The 25183-nt window shown below is 70.3% G+C and carries 20 protein-coding genes; 6 read left to right on the top strand and 14 right to left on the bottom strand.

The annotated features are described in order from the left end of the window. The first annotated feature begins 104 nt into the window (after positions 1–104). A complete protein-coding gene (locus ASD34_RS11980) occupies positions 105–2843 on the top strand; it encodes a LuxR C-terminal-related transcriptional regulator (RefSeq protein WP_056577584.1) in 2739 nt (912 codons plus the stop codon). Positions 2844–2851: 8 nt separating this feature from the next. On the opposite strand, the gene ASD34_RS11975 is transcribed toward ASD34_RS11980, so the two are convergent. From ASD34_RS11975 to ASD34_RS11920, 12 genes are all read right to left on the bottom strand, one after another. Further along, positions 2852–3595: an SDR family oxidoreductase gene (locus ASD34_RS11975; protein WP_235510055.1), complete on the bottom strand. Its 744-nt coding sequence runs from the start codon at positions 3593–3595 to the stop codon at positions 2852–2854. A 148-nt stretch (positions 3596–3743) separates the two neighbouring features. Next, a complete protein-coding gene (locus ASD34_RS11970) occupies positions 3744–4535 on the bottom strand; it encodes an enoyl-CoA hydratase/isomerase family protein (RefSeq protein ID WP_056578044.1) in 792 nt (263 codons plus the stop codon). 14 nt (positions 4536–4549) lie between these two features. Then, positions 4550–5701 (bottom strand): acyl-CoA dehydrogenase family protein, encoded by a 1152-nt coding sequence (locus tag ASD34_RS11965; protein ID WP_056577581.1) that lies wholly within the window; start codon positions 5699–5701, stop codon positions 4550–4552. A 38-nt stretch (positions 5702–5739) separates the two neighbouring features. Next, positions 5740–7332 (bottom strand): long-chain-fatty-acid--CoA ligase, encoded by a 1593-nt coding sequence (locus tag ASD34_RS11960; protein ID WP_268810574.1) that lies wholly within the window; start codon positions 7330–7332, stop codon positions 5740–5742. Continuing rightward, a complete protein-coding gene (locus ASD34_RS11955; RefSeq protein ID WP_235510040.1) occupies positions 7325–8902 on the bottom strand; it encodes an acyl-CoA synthetase in 1578 nt (525 codons plus the stop codon). The genes ASD34_RS11960 and ASD34_RS11955 overlap by 8 nt, the downstream gene beginning before the upstream one ends. 73 nt (positions 8903–8975) lie before the next feature. Next, positions 8976–10079, bottom strand: coding sequence for a CaiB/BaiF CoA transferase family protein (locus ASD34_RS11950; protein ID WP_056577575.1), 1104 nt, complete (start codon positions 10077–10079; stop codon positions 8976–8978). Between the two features lie 115 nt (positions 10080–10194). Continuing rightward, positions 10195–11019 (bottom strand): enoyl-CoA hydratase/isomerase family protein, encoded by an 825-nt coding sequence (locus ASD34_RS11945; protein WP_056577573.1) that lies wholly within the window; start codon positions 11017–11019, stop codon positions 10195–10197. A gap of 20 nt (positions 11020–11039) precedes the next feature. Then, positions 11040–11819 carry an enoyl-CoA hydratase-related protein gene (locus ASD34_RS11940; RefSeq protein ID WP_056577571.1) on the bottom strand — a complete coding sequence of 260 codons (780 nt, stop codon included), beginning with the start codon at positions 11817–11819 and terminating at the stop codon, positions 11040–11042. Beyond that, a complete protein-coding gene (locus ASD34_RS11935; protein ID WP_056577570.1) occupies positions 11816–13330 on the bottom strand; it encodes an acetyl-CoA acetyltransferase in 1515 nt (504 codons plus the stop codon). The genes ASD34_RS11940 and ASD34_RS11935 overlap by 4 nt, the downstream gene beginning before the upstream one ends. 4 nt (positions 13331–13334) lie before the next feature. Further along, positions 13335–14483 (bottom strand): acyl-CoA dehydrogenase family protein, encoded by a 1149-nt coding sequence (locus ASD34_RS11930; RefSeq protein ID WP_056577567.1) that lies wholly within the window; start codon positions 14481–14483, stop codon positions 13335–13337. Between the two features lie 169 nt (positions 14484–14652). Further along, on the bottom strand, positions 14653–15855 hold the full coding sequence (locus tag ASD34_RS11925; protein WP_056577564.1) for an acyl-CoA dehydrogenase family protein: 1203 nt from the start codon (positions 15853–15855) through the stop codon (positions 14653–14655). 148 nt (positions 15856–16003) lie between these two features. Next, positions 16004–16873 (bottom strand): UDP-2,3-diacylglucosamine diphosphatase, encoded by an 870-nt coding sequence (locus tag ASD34_RS11920; RefSeq protein WP_056577561.1) that lies wholly within the window; start codon positions 16871–16873, stop codon positions 16004–16006. Positions 16874–16966: 93 nt separating this feature from the next. Here ASD34_RS11920 and ASD34_RS11915 point away from each other — a divergent pair, with 93 nt between their 5' ends. Beyond that, positions 16967–18715 (top strand): lysoplasmalogenase family protein, encoded by a 1749-nt coding sequence (locus ASD34_RS11915; RefSeq protein ID WP_056578040.1) that lies wholly within the window; start codon positions 16967–16969, stop codon positions 18713–18715. Positions 18716–18764: 49 nt separating this feature from the next. Here the strand turns inward: ASD34_RS11915 and dmeF are convergent, their stop codons facing one another. After that, positions 18765–19724: a CDF family Co(II)/Ni(II) efflux transporter DmeF gene (gene dmeF / locus ASD34_RS11910; RefSeq protein ID WP_056577559.1), complete on the bottom strand. Its 960-nt coding sequence runs from the start codon at positions 19722–19724 to the stop codon at positions 18765–18767. Positions 19725–19731: 7 nt separating this feature from the next. Then, on the bottom strand, positions 19732–20796 hold the full coding sequence (ruvB, locus tag ASD34_RS11905; protein ID WP_056577558.1) for a Holliday junction branch migration DNA helicase RuvB: 1065 nt from the start codon (positions 20794–20796) through the stop codon (positions 19732–19734). Between the two features lie 170 nt (positions 20797–20966). Here ruvB and ASD34_RS11900 point away from each other — a divergent pair, with 170 nt between their 5' ends. The 4 genes from ASD34_RS11900 to ASD34_RS11885 are packed head-to-tail and all read left to right on the top strand — an operon-like array spanning position 20967 to position 25156. Next, positions 20967–21581 carry a CDP-alcohol phosphatidyltransferase family protein gene (locus ASD34_RS11900; RefSeq protein ID WP_056577556.1) on the top strand — a complete coding sequence of 205 codons (615 nt, stop codon included), beginning with the start codon at positions 20967–20969 and terminating at the stop codon, positions 21579–21581. A gap of 38 nt (positions 21582–21619) precedes the next feature. After that, positions 21620–23386 (top strand): bifunctional alpha/beta hydrolase/class I SAM-dependent methyltransferase, encoded by a 1767-nt coding sequence (locus tag ASD34_RS11895; RefSeq protein ID WP_056577554.1) that lies wholly within the window; start codon positions 21620–21622, stop codon positions 23384–23386. Then, positions 23383–24723 carry a phosphatase PAP2/dual specificity phosphatase family protein gene (locus ASD34_RS11890; protein ID WP_056577551.1) on the top strand — a complete coding sequence of 447 codons (1341 nt, stop codon included), beginning with the start codon at positions 23383–23385 and terminating at the stop codon, positions 24721–24723. The genes ASD34_RS11895 and ASD34_RS11890 overlap by 4 nt, the downstream gene beginning before the upstream one ends. Then, the gene (locus ASD34_RS11885; protein ID WP_056577548.1) at positions 24716–25156 is read left to right on the top strand and encodes a hypothetical protein; all 441 of its coding nucleotides are present in this window, start codon (positions 24716–24718) and stop codon (positions 25154–25156) included. The genes ASD34_RS11890 and ASD34_RS11885 overlap by 8 nt, the downstream gene beginning before the upstream one ends. The last annotated feature ends 27 nt before the right edge of the window (positions 25157–25183 follow it).

The following is a 25183-nucleotide window of genomic DNA, read 5'->3' as shown; positions in this document are numbered from 1 at the left end:
GATGCAGGGGAATTCAGTTTGTCTGCGGCCAGTTTAGGAAGCAGAATCGGTGGCCGGAATCGTCGGAAGCGACGGAATTTCCAGGCAATCACTCCCCCTTCGCGATGCCTGCTCCAGCCCCCGTTCCTTCTCCCTCGCTCCGGATTCTCGAGACCAAGCTCAACCCGCCGGCCTTCGTGGCCACGCAGGTGCCGCGCACCGCCATCAGCGAAGAAATCGCGGCCGCCACCGTCAAGCTCGTGCTGGTGCGCGCACCCGCCGGCTTCGGCAAGACCACCGCCATGGCGCAGATCCGCGAGCGCATGGACGCGCAGGGCATCGCCACCGCCTGGCTTACGCTCGACCGCGCCGACAACGACGTCTCGCGCTTTCTCAACTGCCTGGCCGAGGCCGTGCAGCGGCTCGGCGTGGACGAACCCGTGAGCCACGCGCCCTTCGACGCCGTGGCCGCGCTGGCCGCGCACGACTCGCCCTTCACGCTCTTCCTGGACGACTTCGAGGTGGTGCAGGAACCCGCCGTGCTCGGCCTCGTGCGCGAACTCGTCGAGCACCTGCCGCGGCGCGGGCAGATCGTGATCGGCTCGCGCAGCCTGCCCGACCTCGGCCTGGGGCGGCTGCGCGCGCGCGGCCAGCTCATCGAGATCGACACCGACCGCCTGCGCTTCACGCTGGAAGAAACCAGCGCCTTCATCGGCCTGCGCCAGGCGCATGCACCGCACGCCGCCGCGCAGCCGCCGCAGGCGCTGCCGGCCGACCTGCTCTCGCAGCTGCATCGCAAGACCGAAGGCTGGGTCGCGGCCATCTGGCTGGCGTCGATGGCGCTGGAGCGGCACGGCATCGAGACCGGCTTCATCGAACGCTTCTCGGGCTCCGACCGCGCCGTGGCCGACTACCTGGCCGAAGACGTGCTCGCGCACCAGCCGCCCGAGATCCGCGACTTCCTGCTGCGCACCAGCATCCTGCGCCAGCTCGATGCGTCGGTGTGCCAGGCGCTCAGCCCGCGCGGCGACAGCGCCGTCATCCTCGAACAGCTCGCCGCCGCGAACCTGTTCCTCACGCCCGTGAGCGGCGATGCTGGCGGCGAGGTGCGCGCGTGGCGCTACCACAGCCTGTTCGCCGACTTTCTGCGTGCACAGCTCGCGCGCGAGCGGCCCGACGAACTCGCGCGGCTGCACCTTGCGGCCTCGGGCTGGTACGAGTCGCACGGCCGGCCCGTGCCCGCGATCGACCATGCCATCGAAGGCGGCGACCATCCGCACGCGCTCACGCTGCTCGACAGCTACGCCGAACAGTTCCTCGAACAGGGCCGCATGCGCATGCTGGCGCGCTGGTTCTCGGCCATTCCCGAGCACCAGCTGCGCGCGCATCCGTTCCTGCAACTCATCGCGCTGTGGGCCACCTGCTTCACGCACGGCCCGTGGGACGCCATGCGGCTGCTCGAACAGTCGGGCTGCCTCGACAGTCCCATTCCCGAGGTGCGCGCCAACGCCCACACGCTCATTCCACTGCTGCTGGCGATGGAAGACCAGCACGACGCCGCCTACGAAGCCGGCCGCGAAAGCCTCGCGCGCCTGCCCACCGGGCTGGCCTTTGCCGAGGGCGTGCTGCTCAACGCGATGGCCCACATCCTCGCGGTGCGCGGCGACCAGCGCGAGGCGCAGCGCCTGCTCGAAGCCGCGCGGCGCGAACAGGGCAACAGCACCTTCAACCGCATGTACACCGAGTCGCTGGCGGGCCTGTTCGACCTCACCGAAGGCCGGCTGCGCCAGGCCACCGCGCGGCTGCGCATGGCGGTCGATTCCACGCATGCCGTGTCGTACAACCACAGCCACGGCAACGCCTGGGCCGGCGTGCTGTACGCGGGCGCCGTGTACGAGACCAACCAGCTGGTGCAGGCCGAGCACCTGCTGAACGTGTACCTGCCGCTGGCGCGCGACGTGGGCCTGCCCGACCACATGATCCTGAGCCACGTCATGCGCTCGCGCATCGCCTTCCACGCGGGCGACATCGACGCCGCGTTCCAGGCACTCACCGAACTCGAATACCTCGGCCACCACCGCCAGCTGCCACGCGTGGTTGCGGGCGCCAAGCTGGAACGCGCGCACATGCTGCTGCTGCAGGGCAACGGCCCCGCCTCGCGCGACGAGCTGCAGCGCGCCGACGATCCCGAGCTGTGGGAGCGCGAGCGCCGCCAGCGCCTGCCCGCCCACGACCTCGACTACCTCGCGCTCGCCAGGGCGCGCTGGGACATCGCCTTCGGCGACGCACGCGCAGCGCTCACCGTGCTCGACGCCGAGCTGCACGCCGCCGTCGCCGCCAACCGCAACCGCCGCGCACTCAAGCTGCGCGTGCTGCGCGCGCTGGCACTGCAGCGCGCAGGCGACCTCGCCACCGCCATCGAAGAAATCGGCGCCGTGCTGCAGACCGCGAGCCAGGAAGGTTTCGTGCGACTGATCCTCGACGAGGGTCCGGCCGTGGGCACGCTGGTGCACCGCTATGCCGCTGCCATGCAGCAAGAGGCCAGTGCCGTGGCGCCCGTGCTGCGCAGCGACCCGATCCTGGCCGACTACCTGCAGCGCCTGCTGCAAGTGCTCGGCCCGCCGCCCTCACCCATCGACGCCGAGGCACCCTCGGGCGACGCCACCAAGGAGCCGCTCACGCGCAAGGAAATCCGCGTGCTGCAGCTGCTGGCCGAGGGCTACTCGAACAACGCGATGGGCGAGAAGCTGTTCGTGTCGGAGAGCACGGTGCGCACGCACCTGCGCAACATCCACATGAAGCTGGGCGCCAAGCGGCGCACCGAGGCGGTGGCGATTGCGCGCAAGCTCGGCGTGATTCGCTAGATTCCCGATCAGGCAGCCAGCCGCTGCCGCTTGTCCTGCGCATCGCGCCCCGCGATGCTCTCGCGTGCACGCTTCCAGTCCTCATCCTGCCACGCCGACATGCGCGAGAAATTTCCGCCCGTGGCCTGGAACTGCGCGCCGTCGATGGCGATGGTCTGGCCGTTGACGTACTCCGAACCGGGGCCCATCAGGTAGGCCGCGAGGTTGGCCAGCTCTGGCATGCGGCCGTTGCGTTCCATCGGGTTGCGCTCGGCCTTGTGTTCGCCGCCGCCGGGGTTCAGGCGCGCGCTCATGCCTTCGGTCGGGAACAGGCCCGGTGCGATGGCGTTGAAGCGGATGCCGCGACCCGCCCACTCGACCGCGAGCGACTGCGTCATGGCGTGCAGGCCGGCCTTCGACATGGCCGAGGGCACGGTGAAGGGCGAGCCGTTCCACACCCAGGTGGTGAGGATCGACAGTACCGACGCGGCCTTTCCCTCTGCGAGCCAGCGTTTTCCGCATTCGAGCGTCATGCAGAAGCTGCCGCGAAAGACGATGTTCGAGATGGCGTCGAAGGCGCGCGGCGACAGGTCTTCGGTGCGGCTCACAAAGTTGCCTGCGGCGTTGTTGACGAGGCCGTCGAGCGCGCCGCCGTCGGCCCAGATCTCGTCGAGCATCTCGGTGATCTGCGCATCGTGGCGAATGTCGCAGGTCTTGGGCGTCACGCGCCCGCCGTGCAGGTGCATCAGCTCGGCGGCGGTTTCTTCGAGCACGGGCGCGCGGCGTCCGCAGATGTACACGTCGGCGCCGAGCAGCAGCAGCNNCGGCCGGCCAGCAGGCCGGGCTTGAACATCAGGTCGTCGAGGGTCATGGGAATCCTTGCATGCATGCACGCGAAGGCGTGCGGGATGAAGACGAAGCTCAGTGGCCCGTATAGATGGGCGCGCGCTTCTCGAGGAAGGCGGTCATGCCTTCGCGGAAATCGCGGGTCTGGGTGCACAGCACCTGGTTGCGGTCCTCCATGGCGATCACCGCTTCCATGCTGCCGGCGTCAACCGCCAGGCCCAGCGCCTCCTTGGTAAGGCGCAGCGCCACGGGCGTGGCGTTGAGCATGTCGTCGGCCAGTGCCTGCGCCTCGGCCTGCAGCGCGGGCAGCGTGTCGACGCGACTCACGAGGCCCAGCGCGTAGGCGCGTTGCGCGTCCATGAAACGGCCGGTGAGCATGTACTCGGCGGCGACCGAGCTGCCGACCATGCGCGGCAGGAAGTAGCTCACGCCGACGTCGCAGGCCGACAGGCCGATGCGGATGAAGGCGGCGTTCATGCGCGCGTCGGGCGTGGCCAGGCGCACGTCGGAGGCCAGCGCGAGCGCAAAGCCACCGCCGCTGGCCGCGCCCTGCACCACGCACACGATGGGCTGCGGGCAGCGCCGCATGGCCAGCATGATGTCGCGGATGCCCTTCTGCTGTTCGAGCATGTCGGCCACCCCGAGGTCTTCGCCGCCCACCTGCTCCTTCAGGTCGAGGCCGGCGCAGAAGGCGCGGCCCGCGCCCTGCAGCACGATCACGCGCTCGGGGCTGCGCGCGTTCAGGCCCTCGAAATACTCGCGCAGCGCGCGCACCAACGCCGGGTCGAGCGCGTTGAGGCGCTCGGGGCGGTTCAGCGTGAGCCATGCAACGCCGCTGCGCCGCTCGATCTGCAGCACATCGCTCATGACGGCCCCGGCGGTCACAGCGCGCGCGAGATCACTTCTTTCATGATCTCGTTGGTGCCACCGTAGATGCGCTGCACGCGCCCGTCGGCGTACATGCGCGCGACCATGTATTCGGTCATGAAGCCGTAGCCGCCGAACAGCTGCAGGCACTCGTCGACCACGCGGCCCTGCGTCTCGGAGGCCCAGAGCTTGGCCATGGAAGCGGTGGCGGTGTCGAGCCGGCCGGCCACGAGGTCTTCCACGCAGCGGTCGATGAAGGCGCGGCCGACCTTGATCTGCGTGGCGATCTCGGCCAGCTTGAACTTGGTGTTCTGGAACTCGGCGATCGGCTTGCCGAAGGCCTTGCGGTCGCGCACGTAGTCGAGCGTGGCCTGGTAGGCGCCTTCCATGGTGGCGAGCGCGTTCACGCCGATGATGGTGCGCTCGTACGGCAGGTCGCTCATGAGCTGGAAGAAGCCCTGCCCTTCCTGGCCGCCGAGCAGCGCGTCGGCCGGCACGTGCACGTCGTCGAAGAAGAGCTCCGAGGTGTCCTGCGCCTTCATGCCGATCTTGTCGAGCACGCGGCCCACGCGGTAGCCCTCGCAGCCCTCGGTCTCGACGATGAGGATCGAGGTGCCCTTGGCGCCCTGCGTCGGATCGGTCTTGGCCACGACGAGCACCACGCCGGCCAGGAAGCCATTGGTGATGAAGGTCTTGGAGCCGCGGATGCGGTAGCTGCCGTCGGGTTGCTTCTCGGCGCGCGTGCGCACGCCCTGCAGGTCGGAGCCGGCGCCGGGCTCGGTCATGGCGATGGCGCCGACCAGTTCGCCGCGCGCCATGCGCGGCAGGTAGCGCTGCTTCTGTGCCTCGGTGCCGTGATTCAGGAAGTAGTGCGCCACGATGGTGTGCACCGAGCTGGCCATGCCGCTCAATGCGCGGCGCGCTTTCTCCTCGTAGAACACGGCCTCGTGGCGGAAGTCGCCACCGGCGCCGCCGTAGGCCTCGGGGATGTCGGAGCACAGCAGGCCGAGCGCGCCGGCCTTGCGCCAGACCTCGTGGCCGACATGGCCGCGCTTGCGCGCCTCTTCGTCGTGCGGCACGACTTCGGTCTCGACGAAACGCACCACGTTGTCGCGGTACAGCTCCAGTTCTTCGTCGCTCCATGAGCGGCGGAAATCGATGGGCATGGGGTGTCCTTCAGTGTCTTGAATTGGGGGGATGGGGTTCAACCAACGCGGCGTTCCTTGCCCGCCCAGAAGGGCTCGCGCAATTGGAATTTCTGCAGCTTGCCGGCCGCCGACAGCGGCAGCGCATCGCGGAACTCCACGCTGCGCGGGCACTTGTAGTTGGCGATCTGGTCGCGGCAATGGGCGATGACGTCGTCGGCCGCGAGCGGCATGCCTTCGCGGAGAACGATCACGGCATGCACACGCTCGCCCCACTTGTCGTCGGGCACGCCGATGACGGCGGACATCAGCACCTGCGGCATCTGGGCGATGGCGTTCTCGACCTCGGCCGAGTACACGTTCTCGCCGCCGCTCACGATCATGTCCTTCATGCGGTCGACCACGAACAGCAGGCCGTGCTCGTCCATGTAGCCGCCGTCGCCGGTGTGCATCCAGCCGCCGCGCAGCGCAGCCTCGGTTTCCACGGGCTTGTTCCAGTAGCCCTTCATGACCATGGGGCCGCGCGCGACGATCTCGCCGACCTGGCCGGGGGGCACTTCGTTGTCCTCGCCGTCGACGATGCGGATCTCGGCCACGGGCACCGGCGTGCCGGCCGCGCGCAGCAGGCGGTTGCGATCGGGCCCGGGCAGGTGGAAGTGCGGCATCAGCACCGCCACGGTGGGCGACAGCTCGGTCATGCCGTAGGCCTGCGAGAAGCTGGTCTTGGGCAGCGCGGCCATGGCCTGTTCGAGCAGCGCCACGTCGATGGGCGCGGCGCCGTACAGCAGCATCTGCAGGCTCGACAGGTCGAACTCGGCAAAGCGCGGGTGCTCGATCACGCGCTTGATCATGGTGGGCACCAGGAACATCTCGGTGGCGCGCGCCGACTGGATGGCCTGCAGGATCGCGACCTCGTCGAACATCGGCACCACGTGCTGCGGCACCAGCCGCAGGATGCTCTGCAGCGACAGCCCGCAGCCGGCCACGTGGAACATGGGCACGGCGATGACCACGGCGGCGTTGCGCGTCTCGCGCGGCACCGCGGCCACCGAACTCAGCGCGTTGATGTAGAGGCTTCCGTGCGTGAGCATCACGCCCTTGGGACGGCCGGTGGTGCCGCCGGTGTACATGATGGCGGCCAGCTCGTCGGGGCTGTGCGGGGCGTCGTCGATGGGCTGTGCATCGGCCAGCAGCGCCTCGTAGCCGACCATGCCTTCGGGCACGGCGCCATCGCCGCAGTACACCACGGTGCGCAGCGAGGTCGAGAGCTTGCGCAGCTCGCCGGCCATGGGCGCGAACAGGTCATCCACCAGCAGGATGCGGGTGTCGCAGTCGTCCAGCGAGTACGCAACCTCCTTCGGATTCCAGCGGATGTTCACCGGGTTGATGACGCCGCCGCCCCACCACGTGCCGAAGAAGAACTCGACGAAGCGGTGCGAGTTGAGGGCCATCATGCCGACGCGGTCGCCGCGCGCCATGCCGAGCTGCTGCAGCACGGCGCCGAGGCGCGCCACGCGGTCGGTGAGGGTCGCGAAGTCCAGGCGATGATTGCCGCAGACCACGGCGGTGTCGCGGGCCTTCTCGCGGCGGCCCTTGTGCAGGGGCTGGGTGAGGAACATGGGTGTCGTCTCCTTGGTGGTTTTTTCAGGCAACCTTGCGCGCGCGGCCGGCCCAGTGCGGCTCGCGCAGGCGGTACTTCATGACCTTGCCGGCGCCCGAGATCGGCAGCGCGTCGACGAACGCAACGCTGCGCGGGCACTTGTAGCCGGCGATCAATTCACGGCAGTGGGCGATGAGCGCCTCGGCATCCGCTTCGGTGCCGGGCTTGCGCACGACCACCGCATGCACGGCCTCGCCCCAGCGCTCGTCGGGCACGCCGATGACGGCGGCGGCGGCCACGGCGGGATGGCGCGCGAGTGCGCCCTCGACCTCGGCGCAGTAGATGTTCTCGCCGCCGCTCACGATCATGTCCTTGTAGCGGTCGACGATGAAGACGAAGCCGTCGTCGTCCATGCGGGCGGCGTCACCGGTGTGCATCCAGCCATCGCGCAATGCGGCCGCGGTTTGTTCGGGCAGGTTCCAGTAGCCCTGCATCACGCACGGGCTGCGCACCGTGAGTTCGCCCACGGTGCCGCGCGGCACCTCGCGGCCGTCGCCGTCGCACACGCGCAGGTCGATGCCCGCGAGCGCCTGTCCGGCCGAGGCCAGCTTGCCGAGCTTGCGGCCTTCGGGCGAGTGGTAGTGGCGCGTGAGGTAGCTCACGCCGGCCGACAGCTCGGTCATGCCGTAGCCCTGAGCGAACTCGGCCTGCGGGAAGGTGGCGAAGGCGCGCTCCAGCAGCGCCTCGGTGATCGGCGAGGCACCGTAGCCGACGAAGCGCACGCTCGACAGGTCGGCCTGCGCGGTGCGCGGGTCGTCCACCAGCATCTGCAGCATCGCGGGCACGGCCATGAGGTTGGTGGCGCGGTCGCGCTCGATGGCGGCGAGCATGCCGTCCACCGAGAAGCCCGGCAGGATGATCTGCGCGCAGCCCATGAGCACGCCGCGCAGAAAAAACGACAGCCCCGCCAGGTGAAAGAGCGGCGCCACCTGCAAGAGCCGCGCGCTGTCGTCGAAGAAGGCGCCGAGCATCGACACCTGCGCATTGATCACCAGCGCCGCGTGACTCAGCATCACACCCTTGGGCCGTCCGGTGGTGCCGCCGGTGTAAAACACGCCGGCCAGGTCGTCGCCGCCGCGCAGTGCGTCGGGCACGGGCTCGCTCTCGCGGACCAGCGCTTCGACATCGGTCATGCCCGTGGGCGCCTGGCGCTCGCCCATGTAGACCCAGGTGGTGACGGCGCGCGCGGCGGCGCGCAGCGCGTCCGCCGTCGCCAGGAACTGGTCGTCCACGAACAGGATGTGCGTCGCGCAGTCGTCGAGCGAGTGCGCCATCTCGGCCACGCTCCAGCGCGTGTTGACCGGGTTGACCACGCCGCCGGCCCACCACACGGCCAGGTAGTACTCCAACGTGCGGTCGGCGTTCAGTGCGAGCACGCCCACGCGATCTCCGGGCTGCACGCCCAGGCGGCGCAGCCCGCCCGCCAGGCGCGCGACGCGCTCGCCGAGTTCGCCGTACGTGCGCGTGCGGCCCTGGAACACGGTGGCGACGGCGCGCGGGCTGCACTGCATGGCGCGGTGCAGGGCCTGCGTGAGGTACAGCGGCGATGGCGTGGTGGGCATGGACAAGGCTCCTGTCGGTGCGGTGCGGAAATGCCATGCATGCGCGAACGCGCATGCCCGGAAAACAAGGACGTCAGCGCGCTTCGGCCACGGGCGCTGCCGCGCCCCAGCGCTTCAGCAGCGCGGGCCCGTCGTCGGGCGACACGGCCGGCGGCACGACCGGCGCGGTGCGGCTGAAGTGCGGCGCGGGCGCGGGCTGCACCACGCCGCCCACGGTGGCGAAGGTGCCGCGCGCCACGTTGTGCGGGTGCTGCGGCGCCTCGTCCCAATCGAGCACGGGGGCGAAACAGGCGTCGCTGCCTTCGAGCAGCACGCACCATTCGTCGCGCGTGCGGGTGCGGAACACGTCGGCCAGCCGCAGCTTGAGCAGTGGCCAGCGGTCGGCATCCATCTGGGCGTCGAAGGCCGGGTCGTCGACCAGGCCACAGCGCTCGCGCAGCAGCGCGTAGAACTGCGGCTCGATGGCGCCGATGGCCACGTACTTGCCGTCGGCGCAGGCGTAGGTGTCGTAGAAGTGGGCGCCGCCGTCGAGCATGTTCTCGCCGCGCTGGTTGCTCCACTGCCCCGCCGACTTGAAGCCGTACATCATGGCCGACAGCAGCGCCGCGCCGTCGGTCATGGCGGCGTCGATCACCTGCCCCTGGCCAGAGGCCTTGACCTCGTGCAGCGCGGCCAGCAGGCCGAAGGCCAGCAGCATGGCGCCGCCGCCGAAGTCGCCCACGTAGTTCAGCGGCGGCACGGGCGCCTCGCCCGAGCGGCCAATGGCGTGCAGCGCGCCGCTGATGGCGATGTAGTTGATGTCGTGGCCGGCCGCGTGCGCCAGCGGGCCGTGCTGGCCCCAGCCGGTCATGCGGCCGTAGACCAGTCGCGGGTTGCGCGCATGGCACTCGGCCGGGCCCAGGCCCAGGCGCTCCATCACACCGGGGCGGAAGCCCTCGATGAGGATGTCGGCGCGCGCGATCGCGTCGAGCACCGGGGCGGCGGCACCGGGGGCGCGCAGGTCGACCTCCCAGGTGCTGCGCCCGCGCGCCAGGATGTCGTGGGGGTCGCGCCGCGTGCCGGGGCGCGTGATGCGCAGCACCTCCGCGCCCATGTCGGCGAACAGCATCGCGCAAAAGGGGCCGGGGCCGATGCCGGCCATCTCGACGACCCGAAGTCCTTTCAGGGGTCCTGCCATGTGTGTCTCCTCTGGCGCGCACCGGGCGGCCTGTTGTATGAGGGCATCTTGGCGCGCGGGGCCCGCCGTCGCATCGTCTGAAGCGACGAAAGCGATGAAACCGGGGCAGGTCCGTTCAACGGCCCGTGAAGACGGGCGCGCGCTTGGCCGCGAAGGCGGCGGCAGCCTCGCGGAAATCCTCGGTCTTCAGCGCCAGCACCTGGGCGCGGTTCTCCACCTCGAGCGCGGCGTCCAGGCTGGGCGCCTCGAGGTTGGTCCACATGACCTGCTTGGTGTGGCGCGTGGCGTAGGGGCTGTTGCGCAGCACGTCGGCGGCCATGGCGAGCGCGCGCGGCAGCATTTCGGCATCGTCCACCAGCGCGGCGATGAGGCCGATGCGCTCGGCCTCGTCGGCCTGCACGGGTCGGCCCGTGAGCATGAGTTCGAAGGCGCGCGAGGCGCCGACCAGCCGCGGCAGGTGGTAGCTGATGCCGCATTCGCCAGCCGTGAGCCCGATGCGCACCGCACCCACATGGAACGACGCCGAGCGCGCGGCCACGCGGATGTCGGCGCCCAGCGTGAGCGCAAAACCCGCGCCCACGGCCACGCCATTGACGGCGGCGATCACCACCTTGTCGAGCGCGCGCAGCCGCCGCACCATGCCGGCGAACAGCTCCTGCCCCGCCATCAGGTCGGCCACCGAGGGCTCGCCGGCCAGCGGCTGGTCGTCGCGGCGCGTGAGCGGCGTGGTGAGGTCCCAGCCGGCGCAAAAGCCCCGCCCCGCGCCGGTGAGGATCAGCACGCGCACGCTGTCGTCCTGCGCCAGCGCATCGAGCGCAGCGCACAGGCGGCGCACGGTCGGCTGGCTCAGCGCGTTGAGGCGGGCCGGGCGGTTCAGCGTGAGCAGCGCGATGCCGTCGCGGCTGCGGTCGATGAGAACGTCTTCTTCGCTGTTGGACATGGCGGGCTCTTTCGCGGGGGTCAGTGGCCGGTCCAGCGCGGCGGGCGCTTCTCGATGAAGGCGCGCGGGCCTTCCTTGAAGTCTTCGCTGGCGGCCACGTGCTCGAAGGCATCGCGCGTCAAGGCGCGCAGCGCGGTCTCGTCGAGCCCGCTGTTCGCCTCGCGTGCCACGCGCAGGCTCTGACGCACGGCCACCGGGGCGTTGCGCCCGATCTCGCCAGCCAGCGCCAGCGCGGCTTCGCGCAACCCATCGACGTCGGGCACGAGGCGGTTGACCAGGCCGAACCCGTGCGCGCGCTCGGCATCGAGCTGGCCCGCCGTGAGGATCATTTCGAGCGCGATGTTCGGCGGAATGGCGCGCGGCAACCGGTACAGCCCGCCCGCCGCGGCGATCAGCCCGCGAAGCACCTCGGGCAATCCGAAGGCCGCCTGACGCACGGCCACCACAAGGTCGCAGGCCAGCACCAGCTCGGTGCCGCCGGCCAGCGCCTTGCCGTTGACGGCGGCGATCCACGGCTTGCTGCGCTCGCGGTACACGAAGCCCGCAAAGCCGCCGCGCTCGGTGCGCAGCGCGCTGCCGCGCCCGGCCGACACTTCCTTCAGGTCGGCGCCCGCGCAGAAGGCCTCGCGGCCGGCGCCGGTGAGCACCACGGCGCGGATGTCGTCGTCGGCCTCGGTGGCGTCGACAGCGGCTTCGAGGCCCGTGGCCACCTCGCCGTTGACGGCGTTGCGTGCCTCGGGGCGGTCGATGGTGACGAGGGCAAGGTGGCCCGGCAGACGCTCGAGGGTGACGGCGGTCATGCAACGCTCCAGTTCAAGAGTTCATCAGTGCCCGTGGTCACGGTGCCGCTGCAGCCGACCGGGCTGCGGTCGAGATCGGTCAGCACTTTCAGCGAGGCGGTGTCGGCGGCGTCGACGCGCGCCATGAGCCGTTCACCGGCCGGCGTGCGCGCGATCACGATGCCCTGCGAGGGCTGGCCGTCGCGGCCGTAGACCACGGCGAAGGTCTCCAGCGTGGCGGCGCCCGCGTACTGCAGCACCAGCGGCGGCACCGGTCCGCGCCGCGCATCGGCGGCGGCCTGCACGCTGTAGTCGGCTTTCGGCAGCCCCTGCGGCGGCGGGCTGGAGCCGAGCACCAGCGCGTGGTGCTTGGTGACGTACTCGCCCTGCCCGTAGAGCAGCGCGGCCTTGCCCTTGGGCGCGTCGCGCAGCGCGCGCACCAGGCCGGCGGCGGCGTGCGTCATGTAGTCGTTCAGCGGCGCGCCGAAGAAACTCAGGCCGCCGGTGGAGGTCATGCGCGCCTCGGGCGCCAGGCCCAGCGTGCGGCGCGCCATCTTGGGCACGATGGGGAAGCAGCTGTACAGCTCCAGCATCTCGAAGGCCGAAGCGTCGCCGCCGACCTGCGAGAGCACGGTTTCCATCACCAGGTCTTGCGCGTGCGAGTGGTGGTACTGGTCGCGCTGCAGGTAGTCGCGCGGCTCGCGCGCGGCGGCGCCGTCCCACACGTAGACCCAGCGGTCTTCGGGAATGCCGAGTTCGCGCGCATGGCCCACGCTGGTGAGCAGCACGGCCGCGCCCATGTTGACCACCGGGTTGGCCACCATGTGCTTGGTGTAGGGCCAGGCGATGAGGCGGTTGGCCGCGTCGATGCGTGCGATGTCTTCGGGCGTGAAAGGCTTGCGCAGCCAGGCGTAGGGGTTGGCGGCAGCCACCTCGGAGTAGCGCGCCCACAGGCGCGACGATTCGTCCTGCGCCTGGCGCGGCGTCTGGCCCCAGTGCGCGAGCGCGGCGTTCTCGTAGAAGGGGTAGATGGTGATCGGCATGGCCGCGCCGAGGCGGATCGCCACCGGGTGGCAGATGTCGGTGCCGCGCACCAGCTTCACGCTGTCGTCGCGCGGCGTCCAGTCGAGCGCGATGCCTTGCTTGGCGGCTGCGTCGACGGTGTAGCGCGCCTCGGCGCCGGTGATGGCGGCCACCTGGCTCTCGCCGCGCGCGATGCGCAGCGCGGCCTCGTGGATGTAGCGCACCGGCGATTCGCCGCCGGTGACGCCGTAGACGCTGCGCGCCGGGCTGCAGCCCAGTCGCGCGTTGAGCAGCGCGGGCGCGTCGGTGTAGGGCCACGAGTACTCGCAGACGACGTCGAGCGAATCGAGGCCGGCCAGCAGCGCAGCGGCGCCGCTGTCCTGTGCGGCGGCCCGCATGGCGCGTGCCATCAGCTCGATGGGTTCGAGGCCTTCGGCGGCCTCCTTGGTGCGGTGCGTGATCTCGCCGACGCCGACGATGACCGGCGTGCGGTCGTCCAGTGCTGTCATGAGGTTAGTGCTGCTGTGAGAGTTGTTGTTGAAGCTGTGCCACGCGACGCAGGTGCCACGCGGGCGGGCCAAACTGACCTTCGATGAGGGTGGCGCGGCGCACGTAGTGGCCGACGGCGAGTTCCTCCGTCATGCCCATGCCGCCGTGCAGTTGCACCGCGCCCTGCCCCACGGCGCGGCAGGCCTTGGCGACCGCGACCTTGGCGGACGACACGGCGCGGGCGCGCGACGCGGCATCGGTGTTCGCGGCCAGTGCTTCGCCCACGCTGGCGGTGAGCGCGTCGGCCTGTTCGAGCGCCATGTGCATGTCGGCCAGCCGGTGCTGCAGCACCTGGAAGCTGGCGATCGGCACGCCGAACTGCTTGCGCTGGCGCACGTGGTCGAGCGTGTCGCGCATCAGCCGGCGCAGGATGCCGATGGATTCTGCGCAGACCGCGAGCGTGGCCTCGTCGAGCGCCTGTTCGATCTGCGGCAGCGCACCGCCTTCGGCGCCGAGCAGTGCGCTGGCATCGAGGCGCACCGCTTCGAAGCTGATGTCGGCCGCGCGGCCGCCGTCGCGCGTGGGGAAGGCGCGCAACTGCACGCCGGGCGCGTCCTTGGGCACGACCAGCAGCGACAGGCCGCTGTCGCTGCGCGCCGTGACGATGACATGGCTGGCCCAGGGCGCGGCCTGCACCACGGCCTTGCGACCGTCGAGCCGCAGCCGGCCATCGGGCTCGCGCACGAGCCGCGTGCGCACGTCGTCGCGCGCATGGCGGCTGTGCGGCTCGTCGTGCGCGAAGGCCAGCACGGCCTGCCCCGCGACGACGCGTTCGAGCAGCGCATCGGCCATCGCGCCCGGGTGTCGCTGCAGCAGGCCGGCGCCGATCACCAGCGTGGAAAGATACGGCTCGGCCGCGAGGGCACCGCCCAGCGTGGGCATCAGCGCGAGGTGCGCGGCCAGGCCGAGGCCCAGCCCGCCTTGCGATTCGGGCAGGGCCGCGCCCAGCAAGCCGAGGTCACTTGCCAGGCCTTGCCAGAACGGCGGCGGTGCGTTGTCGGCAGCGGCCAGCGCCTGCAGCCGCTGCTCGAAGCCGTGCTGGTCGTCGAGGTAGCGCGCGAGGCTGTCGCGCAGCATCGCGAGGGTGTCGTCTTGGTCGGTGAGGGTACGCATGCGATCTTCATCCTCTTTCATGTCGCAGCAAGACCCGCGACGCAGGAAACCGGCACGGCCGAAGCCAGGAACACCGCGGAACCGGCTTTGCCGGGCCGCTGGTGTTGCCCCCCGGTGAGGGGGTTGGAGAAGCGACACGAAGTGCGCGAAGCCTGGGGGAGAGCCGATGTCATCGGGATTGCAGCAACTGCGCCGCGATGATGTTGCGCTGCACTTCGTTGGAGCCGGCGTAGATCGACGCGGCGCGGTCGTTGAGGTAGGCGGACATCGAGAACACCGACTCCTCGGGCACGGCCAGCGCGCCCTGCAGGCTGTCGTCCAGCGGCAAATCGGCCGCCGCGTAGTGGGCCGCGATTTCGACGCCGAGCTCGGTCAGGCGCTGGCGCAGCTCGGAGCCCATCACCTTGCCCATCGAAGGCCGGATGCCGTGCGGCTCGCCGCGGGCCTGGGCGCGCAGCGACTGCAGCTCGGTGGCCTCGACCGCGTCGATGGCGCAGTCCATCTCGGCCAGGCGCAGCGCCATCTCGCGCGCCTCGTCGGCGGCGGTGTCGCCCGCGGCCGAAAAGGCGCTGTCGGCCGCGGCGCGCAGCCGGCGCAGGCGCGCGCGCAGCATCGGCGCCCAGGCCCCGCCGCGCTCGTGCTGCAGCAGGTACTTGGCCACCGTCCAGCCCTGGTTCTCCTCACCGATGAGGCCGCTGGCGGGCACGCGCACGTCGTCGAAGAACACCTGGTTGAGCTCGTGGTCGCCCGAGATGCTGATGATCGGGCGGATCGTCAGGCCGGCCCGGGGGATGTCGAAGCACAGGAAGCTGATGCCCTGCTGCGCCTTGCCGCCCGAGGCGGTGCGCACGAGGCAGAACATGCGGTTGGCGTACTGCGCGTGCGTGGTCCAGATCTTGGTGCCGTTGATGACGTAGTCGTCGCCGTCGCGCACTGCCTTGCACTGCAGCGAGGCGAGGTCGGAGCCCGACTGCGGCTCGGAATAACCCTGGCACCAGTAGTCCTCGCCCGAGCGGATGCCGGGCAGCCAGGCCTGCTTCTGCGCCTCGGTACCGAAGGCGATGATCACCGGCGCGACCATGCCGGGCCCCATCGGCGCGCGCGGCGGCGCGTCGGCTGCGGCCAGCTCGCTCGCGAAGAGGTAGTGCTGCATCGGCGTCCAGCCGGTGCCGCCGTGTTCCACGGGCCAGTGCGGCACGCTCCAGCCGCGTTGGGCCAGCACGCGGTGCCAGCGGTTGCCGTCGGCGTAGTCGGTGAAGATGCCGGAGCAGCGACGCCCTGCGGCGCGCAGCTCAGGCGTCAGCTCGCGCGCGAGAAAATCGCGAACCTCGTCGCGAAACGCGGTCTCCGCCGCGCTGAGGGTCCAGGCCATGGTGTTGTCTCACAGGGTTCACACCCGGCAAGTGTGCGGCGCATGCGCTTGCGCGGCATCGTCGGATCGGACGAACGTGGGTGCCCACCGCGGCGGTGAGCGCTTTTTTCTTCAGTTCTCCCGTCGGGGCCCGTGCAGGGCCGAACGTTCAGGCCGCGACGGCTTCGCGCGCCGACACCGCCTGCGTGCCGACGGGCATGTGCTGCGCCCAGTCGAGGATCTCCAGCGTGCCGTCGGCATGCTCGGCCAGCGCCGTGAGGCTTTCCACCCAGTCGCCGTCGTTGCAATACAGGATGCCGTCGATGTCGCGCATCTCGGCGTGGTGGATGTGGCCGCACACCACGCCCTGCGCGCCGCGGTTGCGAGCCTCGCGCGCCACGGCGTTCTCGAAGTCGCCCACGTAGCTCACGGCGCGCTTGACCTTGCCCTTGAGGTACTTCGAGAGCGACCAGTACGGCAGCCCCATGCGCGCGCGCAGCGAGTTGAGATGGCGATTGAGCTTCAGCGTGAATTCGTAGAGCGAGTCGCCCACGTAGGCCAGCCACTTGGCGCACTGGATCACGCCGTCGAACAGGTCGCCGTGGATGATCCACAGCTTGCGGCCGTCGGCGGTCTCGTGGATCCATTCGTCGGCCACGTCGATGCCGCCGAAGTTGTGGTTGAGGTACTTGCGGGCGAACTCGTCGTGGTTGCCCGGAATGAAGATCACGCGCGTGCCCTTGCGCGCCTTGCGCAGCAGCTTCTGGATCACGTCGTTGTGCGCCTGCGGCCAGTACCAGTGGCGCTTGAGCTGCCAGCCGTCGATGATGTCGCCGACCAGGAACAACGTCTCGCACTCGGTGTGCTTGAGGAAGTCGAGCAGTGCCCGGGCCTGGCAGCCGGGCGTGCCCAGGTGCAGGTCGGAGATCCAGAGGGTGCGATAGCGCAGCGCCGGACGCGCCGCATCGTCGTCCTCCGGCTCGGGAGGCTGGATCGCGGTGTCGCGCCAGGCGCGAAGGAAGGCGTCGTCGCGTTGCATGGTCCGGCAGGTTCGCATCCGCGCATGACCGCGCGATGGCGACTCCGTGACATCCCGGTGACGCAGGGCCGCGCGCCCACCCACAATCGCACGATGCGCCCTGGCCAGATCATCGTTCTCGCGTCCCCCGTGTTCTTTTTGCTGATCGCGATCGAGTTCGCGGTCGGCCGCGCGCGCGCGCGCCGCGGCACCGGCCAGGACACCTACCGCCTGGCCGACGCCGTGAACAGCATCGGGCTGGGCATGCTGAGCCAGATCAGCGCGGTGCTCACGGGCCTTCTGCGCATCGGCATCTACACCGCCGTGTATTCGGCGGTGGCGCTCTTTCCGCAGGACGCGGCGCGCGAGTTCTGGACCGCCTGGTACGGCTGGCTGCTGGCGCTGGTGTTCTACGACTTCTGCTACTACTGGCTGCACCGCATGGGCCACGAGTCGGCCGTGCTGTGGGCCGCGCACGTGGTGCACCACCAGAGCCAGCACTACAACCTGTCGACCGCGCTGCGCCAAACGTCCAGCGGTGCGCTGCTGGGCTGGGTCTTCTACCTGCCGATGGCCGTGGCCGGCGTGCCGCCGCTGGTGTTCGGCGTGGTGGCGCTCATCGACCTGCTCTACCAGTTCTGGGTGCACACCGAACAGGTCGGCAAGCTGGGCTGGTTCGACCGCTGGTTCTGCTCGCCCTCGAACCACCGCGTGCACCACGCGGTGAACGACACGTACCTCGACCGCAACTACGGCGGCGTTCTGATCGTGTGGGACCGCCTCTTCGGCACCTTCCGCGAAGAAGACGAACGCTGCGTCTACGGCACGCGCGGCGAGCTGAAAAGCTGGGACCCGCTGTGGGCCAACGCCGAGGTGTACTGCGCACTCGCCAGGGATTCATGGCACGCGCGCCGCTGGTCCGACAAGCTGCGCGTGTGGCTCAAGCCGCCCGGCTGGCGCCCGGCCGACGTGGCGGCGCGCTACCCGAAGCCCACTTTCGACATCGCGAAGGTCACGCGCTACGAGCCCATGGTGAGCCGCGGCGTGCAGTGGTTCGCGGGCCTGCAGTTCCTCGGGCTGCTGGCCGCCGTGACGGTGTTCCTCTGGTACGCCGACGCCCTGCCGCTGCCACAGGCCGCCGTCTGGCTGGCCGCACTCACGGCGGGGCTGTGGGCGGTCGGCGCGGTGCTGCAGGGACGGCTGTCGGTCACCGAGGTGCTGCTGGTCGAGGCGGCCGCGCTGGCCACAGCGAGCGCGGCGCTGGGCATCGGCTGGCTGCATCTCGTCTGCAAGCCGCTGGCCCTCGTGATCGCCATCGCCTTCGCGGCCGGGCGTGCGCAACAGCAGCCCGACGGCATGTCGCGCTTCGACGCGTTGCTGCTCGCCGGCCTGGTCGCCTCGCTCGCGGGCGACGTGCTGCTGATGGGGCCGGCGAACCTCTTCGTACCCGGGCTCGTGTGCTTCCTGCTCGCGCACCTGGCGTATATCGCGCTGTTCCGCATCGGTGTCGGCCTGTTCCCTCGCCCGCGCGCGCTGGCGGCCACGCTGCTGATCGGCGCGGGCATGTATGCCTTCCTGTGGCAGGGCGGCCTGCCGGTCGCGCTGCGCATTCCGGTCGGGTTCTATGTGGTGGTGATCGCCTGCATGGCGGCCCAGGCCATCGGCCGCGCGGCGGTGCTGCGTTCAGGCGACCCGGCCGCGCTGTGGGTGGCGGTGGGCGCCTGCTTCTTCATGCTGAGCGATGCGCTGCTGGCAATCAACCGCTTCGTGTCGCCGCTGCCGCTGGCGTCGCTGTGGGTGCTGTCGACGTACTACATGGCGCAGATGCTGATCGTGCGGCACATCCGGCGGCCGACGGCCTGAGCTTCTGTCTTTCTGCCTCCCCTTCCGGGGGAAGGCGCAAGACCTCGACTCAGTCAGCGCAGCGCTGGATTTCTACCGTCGAATGCCGGATTTCCTCGTGCATCGAGAAGCACGCCCGCACCTGGTCGGCGGTGAGCGTGGCCGAATGCGTCACCACCGTGAGCGCGCAGGCGTACGCATCGCGGCCGACGCGCCAGACGTGCAGGTCGGCCACGCGGGTTTCGGAATCGGCCAGCATCGTCTCGACGCCTTCGCGGATTTCTTCGGTGACGGGGTGGTCCATCTCGCGGTCGAGCAGGACCTTGCCGGTTTCCTTCAGCAGGCCCTTGGCCCAGACGGCGACGAGCACGGCGCCGACGATGCCCATGACGGGGTCGAGCCAGGACCAGCCATAGAACCATCCGCCCAGCAGCGCCGCGATGGCGAGCACCGAGGTGGCGGCGTCGGCCACCACATGCAGGTACGCGGAGCGCAGGTTGAGGTCGTGGCCATGTGCGTGATCGTGGCCGTGGTGATGGTCATGGCCGTGATCGTGCCCATGGCCGGGATGGTCGTGCGAATGCCCCAGCAGCCGCGCGCAGACCAGGTTCACCACCAGGCCCAGCACCGCGATCGAAATCGCTTCGGGGTAGTGGATGGCCACGGGCGACCACAGCCGCTCCAGCGAGCCGACCACCATGAGCGCAGCGACGCCGAGCAGCAGCAGCGCGCTCGCGAAGCCGCCGAGCACCTCGATCTTCCAGGTGCCGAAGGCAAAGCGCGGATCGCGCGCGTAGCGGCGCGCGGCGGCATAGGCGAAGGCGCTCAGGCCGATGGCCAGCGTGTGCGAACTCATGTGCCAGCCGTCGGCCAGCAGCGCCATGGAGTTGAACCACCAGCCGGCGCCGATCTCGACCACCATCATGGCGGCGGTGATCCACATCACGAGGCGGGTGCTGCGTTCGGCGGCGGCGTTGCCGGCACCGAAATGGTGGTCGTGCTGCCAGGCGCTCAGGTCGTGGGTGTGCATGGGGTCTTCAGGCTCCGAAAAGGTCCGGGCCGTCGGCGCGGCCCGAGGGCGGCGCCACGCCCAGGTGGCGGTAGGCCGCGAGCGTGGCGATGCGCCCGCGCGGCGTGCGTTGCAGGTAGCCCTGCTGGATGAGGTAGGGCTCGATCACGTCCTCGATGGTGTCGCGCTCTTCGCCGATGCTGGCGGCCACGTTGTCCAGGCCGACCGGGCCGCCGTCGAAGCGGTGAATGACGGCCTCGAGCAGCTTGCGGTCCATGAGGTCGAAGCCTTGCGGGTCGACGTCGAGCATGGCGAGCGCGCGGTGCGCGATGTCCTCGGTGATGCGGCCGTCGCCCTTCACCTCGGCATAGTCGCGCACGCGGCGCAGCAGGCGGTTGGCGATGCGGGGCGTGCCGCGCGAACGGCGCGCGATCTCGAAGCCGCCAGCGGCGTCGGTCTCGACCTTGAGCAGGCCGGCGCTGCGGCGCACGATGAGCGCCAGTTCTTCCGGCGTGTAGAACTCCAGCCGCGCCACGATGCCGAAGCGGTCGCGCAGCGGATTGGTCAGCATGCCGGCGCGGGTGGTGGCGCCCACGAGCGTGAAGGGCTGCAGGTCGAGCTTGATGCTGCGCGCCGCGGGGCCCTCGCCGATCATGATGTCGATCTGGTAGTCCTCCAGCGCGGGGTACAGGATTTCCTCGACGACCGGGCTCAGGCGATGGATCTCGTCGATGAAGAGCACGTCGTTCGGCTCGAGGTTGGTCAGCAGCGCCGCCAGGTCCTTGGGCTTCTCGAGCACGGGGCCGGAGGTCTGGCGCAGGTTGACGCCCAGCTCGGCCGCAATGATGTGCGACAGCGTGGTCTTGCCCAGGCCCGGCGGGCCGAACAGCAGCACATGGTCGAGCGCCTCTTTGCGCTTGCGCGCCGCGCCGATGAAGATCTCGAGCTGCTCGCGCACCTTGGCCTGGCCGACGTACTCGTCGAGCAGCTTGGGCCGCAAAGCCCGCTCGATCGCCTCCTCGTTGGGCGAGGCCGGGGCGGCGGATACCACGCGTTGCGGGGCGGGGGCGAAATCGTCGGTCTGGATGGTCATTGGGGGTGGGGCTTCGGGAGCAAGTTTAGTCCGGGTGCCGCGCCGGGCCGCCCCCGTCGGGCGAGTGCCCCCTCAGGGCGCAGCGACGGCACGAAAGGCCATGCGTGGAGGCCGCTTTTTACGCTGGCAGAATGTTCGGCCAGCACAACAAGACGAGGGGAAGGTCAGGCGTGTCCATCTACGAACTGAAACCGCGTTTCCAGGCACTGCTGCGGCCGCTCGTGGTCCGGCTGCATGCGATGGGTGTGACGGCCAACCAGGTGACGCTGGCGGCCTGTGCGGTGTCGGTCGTGCTCGGGCTCTGGCTGTTCTTCGCCGCGCCCTCGCTGGCGGCCTTCGGCCTGATTCCCGCCTGGATGTTCCTGCGCATGGCCTTCAACGCCATCGACGGCATGCTGGCGCGCGAGCACCACCAGCAAAGCAGGCTGGGCGCCTTCCTCAACGAACTCACCGACGTGGTCTCCGACGCCGCGCTGTACCTGCCCTTCGCGCTGGTGGTGCCGTTCGCGCCGTTCTGGGTCGGCACGGTCATCGTGCTGGCCGGGCTGAGCGAATTCGCTGGCGCGCTGGGCCCGACGGTGGGCGCCTCGCGCCGCTACGACGGCCCGATGGGCAAGAGCGACCGGGCCTTCGTGTTCGGCGCACTCGGGTTGTATGTCGCCCTGGGCGGGCCGCTGCCGGGCTGGACCGCCCTGCTGATGCCATTGCTGGCCGCGCTGGTGGCCTGGACGGTCGTCAACCGCATCCGCCGCGCCCTGGCGGAAGCCGAGGCACCCGCCGCCTGAAACACCCCTACACGAATAAATAGAAAAGAACCCGCTTCATGACCCTTTCCGCACCCCGCGTTGCCGCCGAGCACCACTTCCGCACGCACGACGGCGAATCGCTTTTCTACCGCCACTGGCCCGCCACGGGCGGCGCACGGCGCGGTGCCGTGCTGCTGTTCCACCGCGGCCACGAGCACGGCGCGCGCATGGCGCACCTGGTCGACGAACTGAACCTGCCCGACTTCGACTTCTTCGCCTGGGACGCGCGCGGCCACGGCCGCTCGCCGGGCCAGCGCGGCTACAGCCCGAGCTTCGGCACCTCGGTGCGCGACGTGCAGACCTTCGTGCAGCACATCGCCAGCACGCACGGCGTGCCCGAGCACGACATCCACGTGGTCGCGCAGAGCGTGGGCGCGGTGCTGATCGCCACCTGGGCGCACGACTACGCGCCCAAGGTGCGCGGTCTCACGCTGGCTTCGCCGGCCTTCAAGGTCAAGCTCTACGTGCCGTTCGCGCGGCCGGGGCTGGCGCTCATGCACAAGCTGCGCGGGCTGTTCTTCGTCAACAGCTATGTGAAGCCGAAGTTCCTCACGCACGACCCCGAGCGCATCGAGAGCTACACCAACGACCCGCTGATCTCGCGCCCGATCGCCGTCAACATCCTGCTGGGCCTGTACGAGGCGGCCGACCGCGTGGTGGCCGACGCCAACGCGATCACGCTGCCGGTGCAGCTGCTCATTTCCGGCGCCGACTGGGTGGTGCACCACAAGCCGCAGCACCAGTTCTTCGACCGGCTGGGCAGCGCGGTCAAGACGAAGACGGTGCTGCCGGGCTTCTTCCACGACACGCTGGGCGAGAAGGACCGGGCGCCCGCCGTGGCGTCGATCCGCGAGTTCATCCTGCAGCGCTTCGACGAACCGGCCGTGCCGGTCGACCTGCGCGAGGCGCACCTGAGCGGCCACACGGCCGACGAATCGCGCGCGCTGGCCGAACCGCTCTCGCCGCTGTCGCCGCGCGGCGCCTACTGGGCGATCACGCGCGGCGGGCTGCGCGTGGGCGGCGCGCTGTCCAGCGGCATCGCGCTGGGCCATGCCACCGGCTTCGACTCGGGCAGCACGCTCGACTACGTCTACCGCAACCAGCCACAGGGCAAGGGCGCAATGGGCCGGTCGGTCGACCGCACTTACCTCGACTCCATCGGCTGGCGCGGCATCCGCCAGCGCAAGATCCACGTCGAGGAGCTGCTGCGCATCGCGATGGAGCGGCTGGTCGAGATGCACCGCGAAGTGCGGGTCATGGACATCGCGGCCGGCCACGGCCGCTACGTGCTCGACGCGGTGCTGGCCAGCCCGGTGAAGGCCAGCTCGATCCTGTTGCGCGACTACAGCGACATCAACGTGCGCGACGGCACGGCGCTCATCGCCGAAAAAGGCCTGGAAGACGTCGCCCAGTTCGTGCAGGCCGACGCGTTCGACCGCGTGAGCCTTGCGAGCGTGACGCCGCGGCCCACGCTGGCGGTGGTCTCGGGCCTGTACGAGCTGTTCCCGGACAACGAGATGGTGCGCCGCTCGCTCGCGGGCGTGGGCGATGCGGTGGAAGACCGGGGCTACCTGGTCTACACCGGCCAGCCGTGGCACCCGCAGCTCGAAATGATCGCCCGCGCGCTCACCAGCCACCGCCAGGGCGAAGCCTGGGTGATGCGCCGGCGCACGCAGGCCGAGATGGACCAGCTGGTCGAAGAGGCGGGCTTCCGCAAGATCGACCAGCGGGTCGACGAGTGGGGCATCTTCACGGTGTCGCTGGCGGTGCGCGTCGCGCAATGACCGGCTGGCTGGCACAACGGCCCTGGAAGCGCGCCGCCGCGTGGCTGGTGTTCCTGGGACCGCTGTTCTACGCGACCTACGGCTTCGCCAACTGGTGGGCCACCACGCGCGCCAGCGTGCCCTCGATGGCCTTCGACTGGGAGCGGCAGGTGCCCTTCTGGGCGTGGACGATCTTCCCGTACTGGACGATCAACGTCTTCTACGCGCTGTCGCTGTTCCTGGCACGCGATCGCCACACGCTCGACCGGCATGCACTGCGGCTCGTGAGCGCCACGCTCATCGCCTGCACCTGTTTCGTCCTCTGGCCGCTGCACTTCAGCTTCGGCCAGCCGGCGGTCGAGGGCGCGCCGGCCTTCCTGTTCGATGCGCTGCGCGGCTTCGACCAGCCGTACAACCAGGCGCCCTCGCTGCACATCGCGCTGGCCGTGATCCTGTGGGACTGGTACCGGCGGTTCATCCGGCCGCTGTGGGCGCGGCTCGTGCTGCATGTGTGGGCCTTCGCGATCTGCGCCTCGGTGCTCACGACCTGGCAGCACCACTTCATCGACATCCCGACCGGCGCATTGCTCGGCATCTTCTGCGTGTGGCTGTGGCCGATAGCGCGCCGGGTGTCGATGCTGCGCGCGTGGCGCCTGGCGCGTGATCCGCAGCGGCTGAAGCTCGCGGGCTTCTATGCCGTGGGCGCGGCGCTGTGCCTGAGCGCAGGGCTGGCCACCAGCGGTGTGGCGCTGTGGCTGGCGTGGCCGGCGGCGGCACTTGCGCTGGTGTCGCTCAACTACCTCGGCTTCGGCGCGCGCGGCTTCCAGATGGACGGCCACGGCCGCATGGGCTGGGCGGCACGCTGGCTGTTCGCGCCCTACCGCCTGGGCGCCGCTTTCAATGTGTGGCTCTGGACGCGCAAGCTGCCGGCCTCGGTCGAGGTGGTGCCGGGCCTGCGCCTGGGCCGGCGCCCCACGCCCGCCGAATGGCTCGCCGCTGGCCAGCCCCGGCTTGTGAGCCTGTGCGCCGAGCTGCAACTGCCGGCCGGCGTGCCGCCCACGCACGCGCGCTGCGTCCCGCTGCTGGACCTCGTGGTGCCGCCGCCCGGGCGCCTGCGCCGCGCCGCGGCCGTCATTGAAGGCCAGCGCCGTGCCGCGGCGGCCGATGGTTCGACCGTCTGGGTCTGCTGCGCGCTGGGCTTCTCGCGCAGCGCCGCCGCCGTGATCGCCTGGCTGGGCCGCGACCACGGCCTGGCTCACGCCGAAGACGCCGTGCGCCGCGCACGCCCGCAGATCGTGCTGCATGCCGCCTGGCGTGCCGCACTCGAACCCCTTGGAACACCTTCGCGCCATGACTGACAACGAACGCGCCACCTGCACCACCCTGGCCGGCCTGCTGCGCGCGGCGGCCGTGCTCGCCTTCCTGGGCCTCGCGCTCACCTGCATCGCCGCGCTGGTGCTGGCGCTCACGCTGCGCGGGCTCTCGAACACCGCCATCCTGGCTTTTGCGGGGGTGATGGTGCTGGGCGTGCTCGAACGCTACTTCGCCTTCCGGCTGCGTCTGGACCAGGCGCTGTTCGAAGGTCTGGCCAACGGCCAGATCGCCACGCTGGGCGCGCTGGACAACGCACTCTCGGTGCTCGGGCTGCGCGACCCGCCGCCGCACCCCAGCGCCCGCGCGCTCGCCGAGCGCGTCCAGGGAACCCGCCAGCTGATGCAGCGCCACGCCATCGTGATCGCCGGCCAGAACGCGCTGTTCCTGCTCGCCCTCATGACACAGGAAATCGCGTGAACCACAACGACAACGGCAACAACAAGA

Source organism: Variovorax sp. Root473 (genome assembly GCF_001426505.1).
Taxonomy (GTDB): Bacteria; Pseudomonadota; Gammaproteobacteria; order Burkholderiales; family Burkholderiaceae_C; genus Variovorax.
This window is presented reverse-complemented; position numbering and strand designations above follow the sequence as displayed.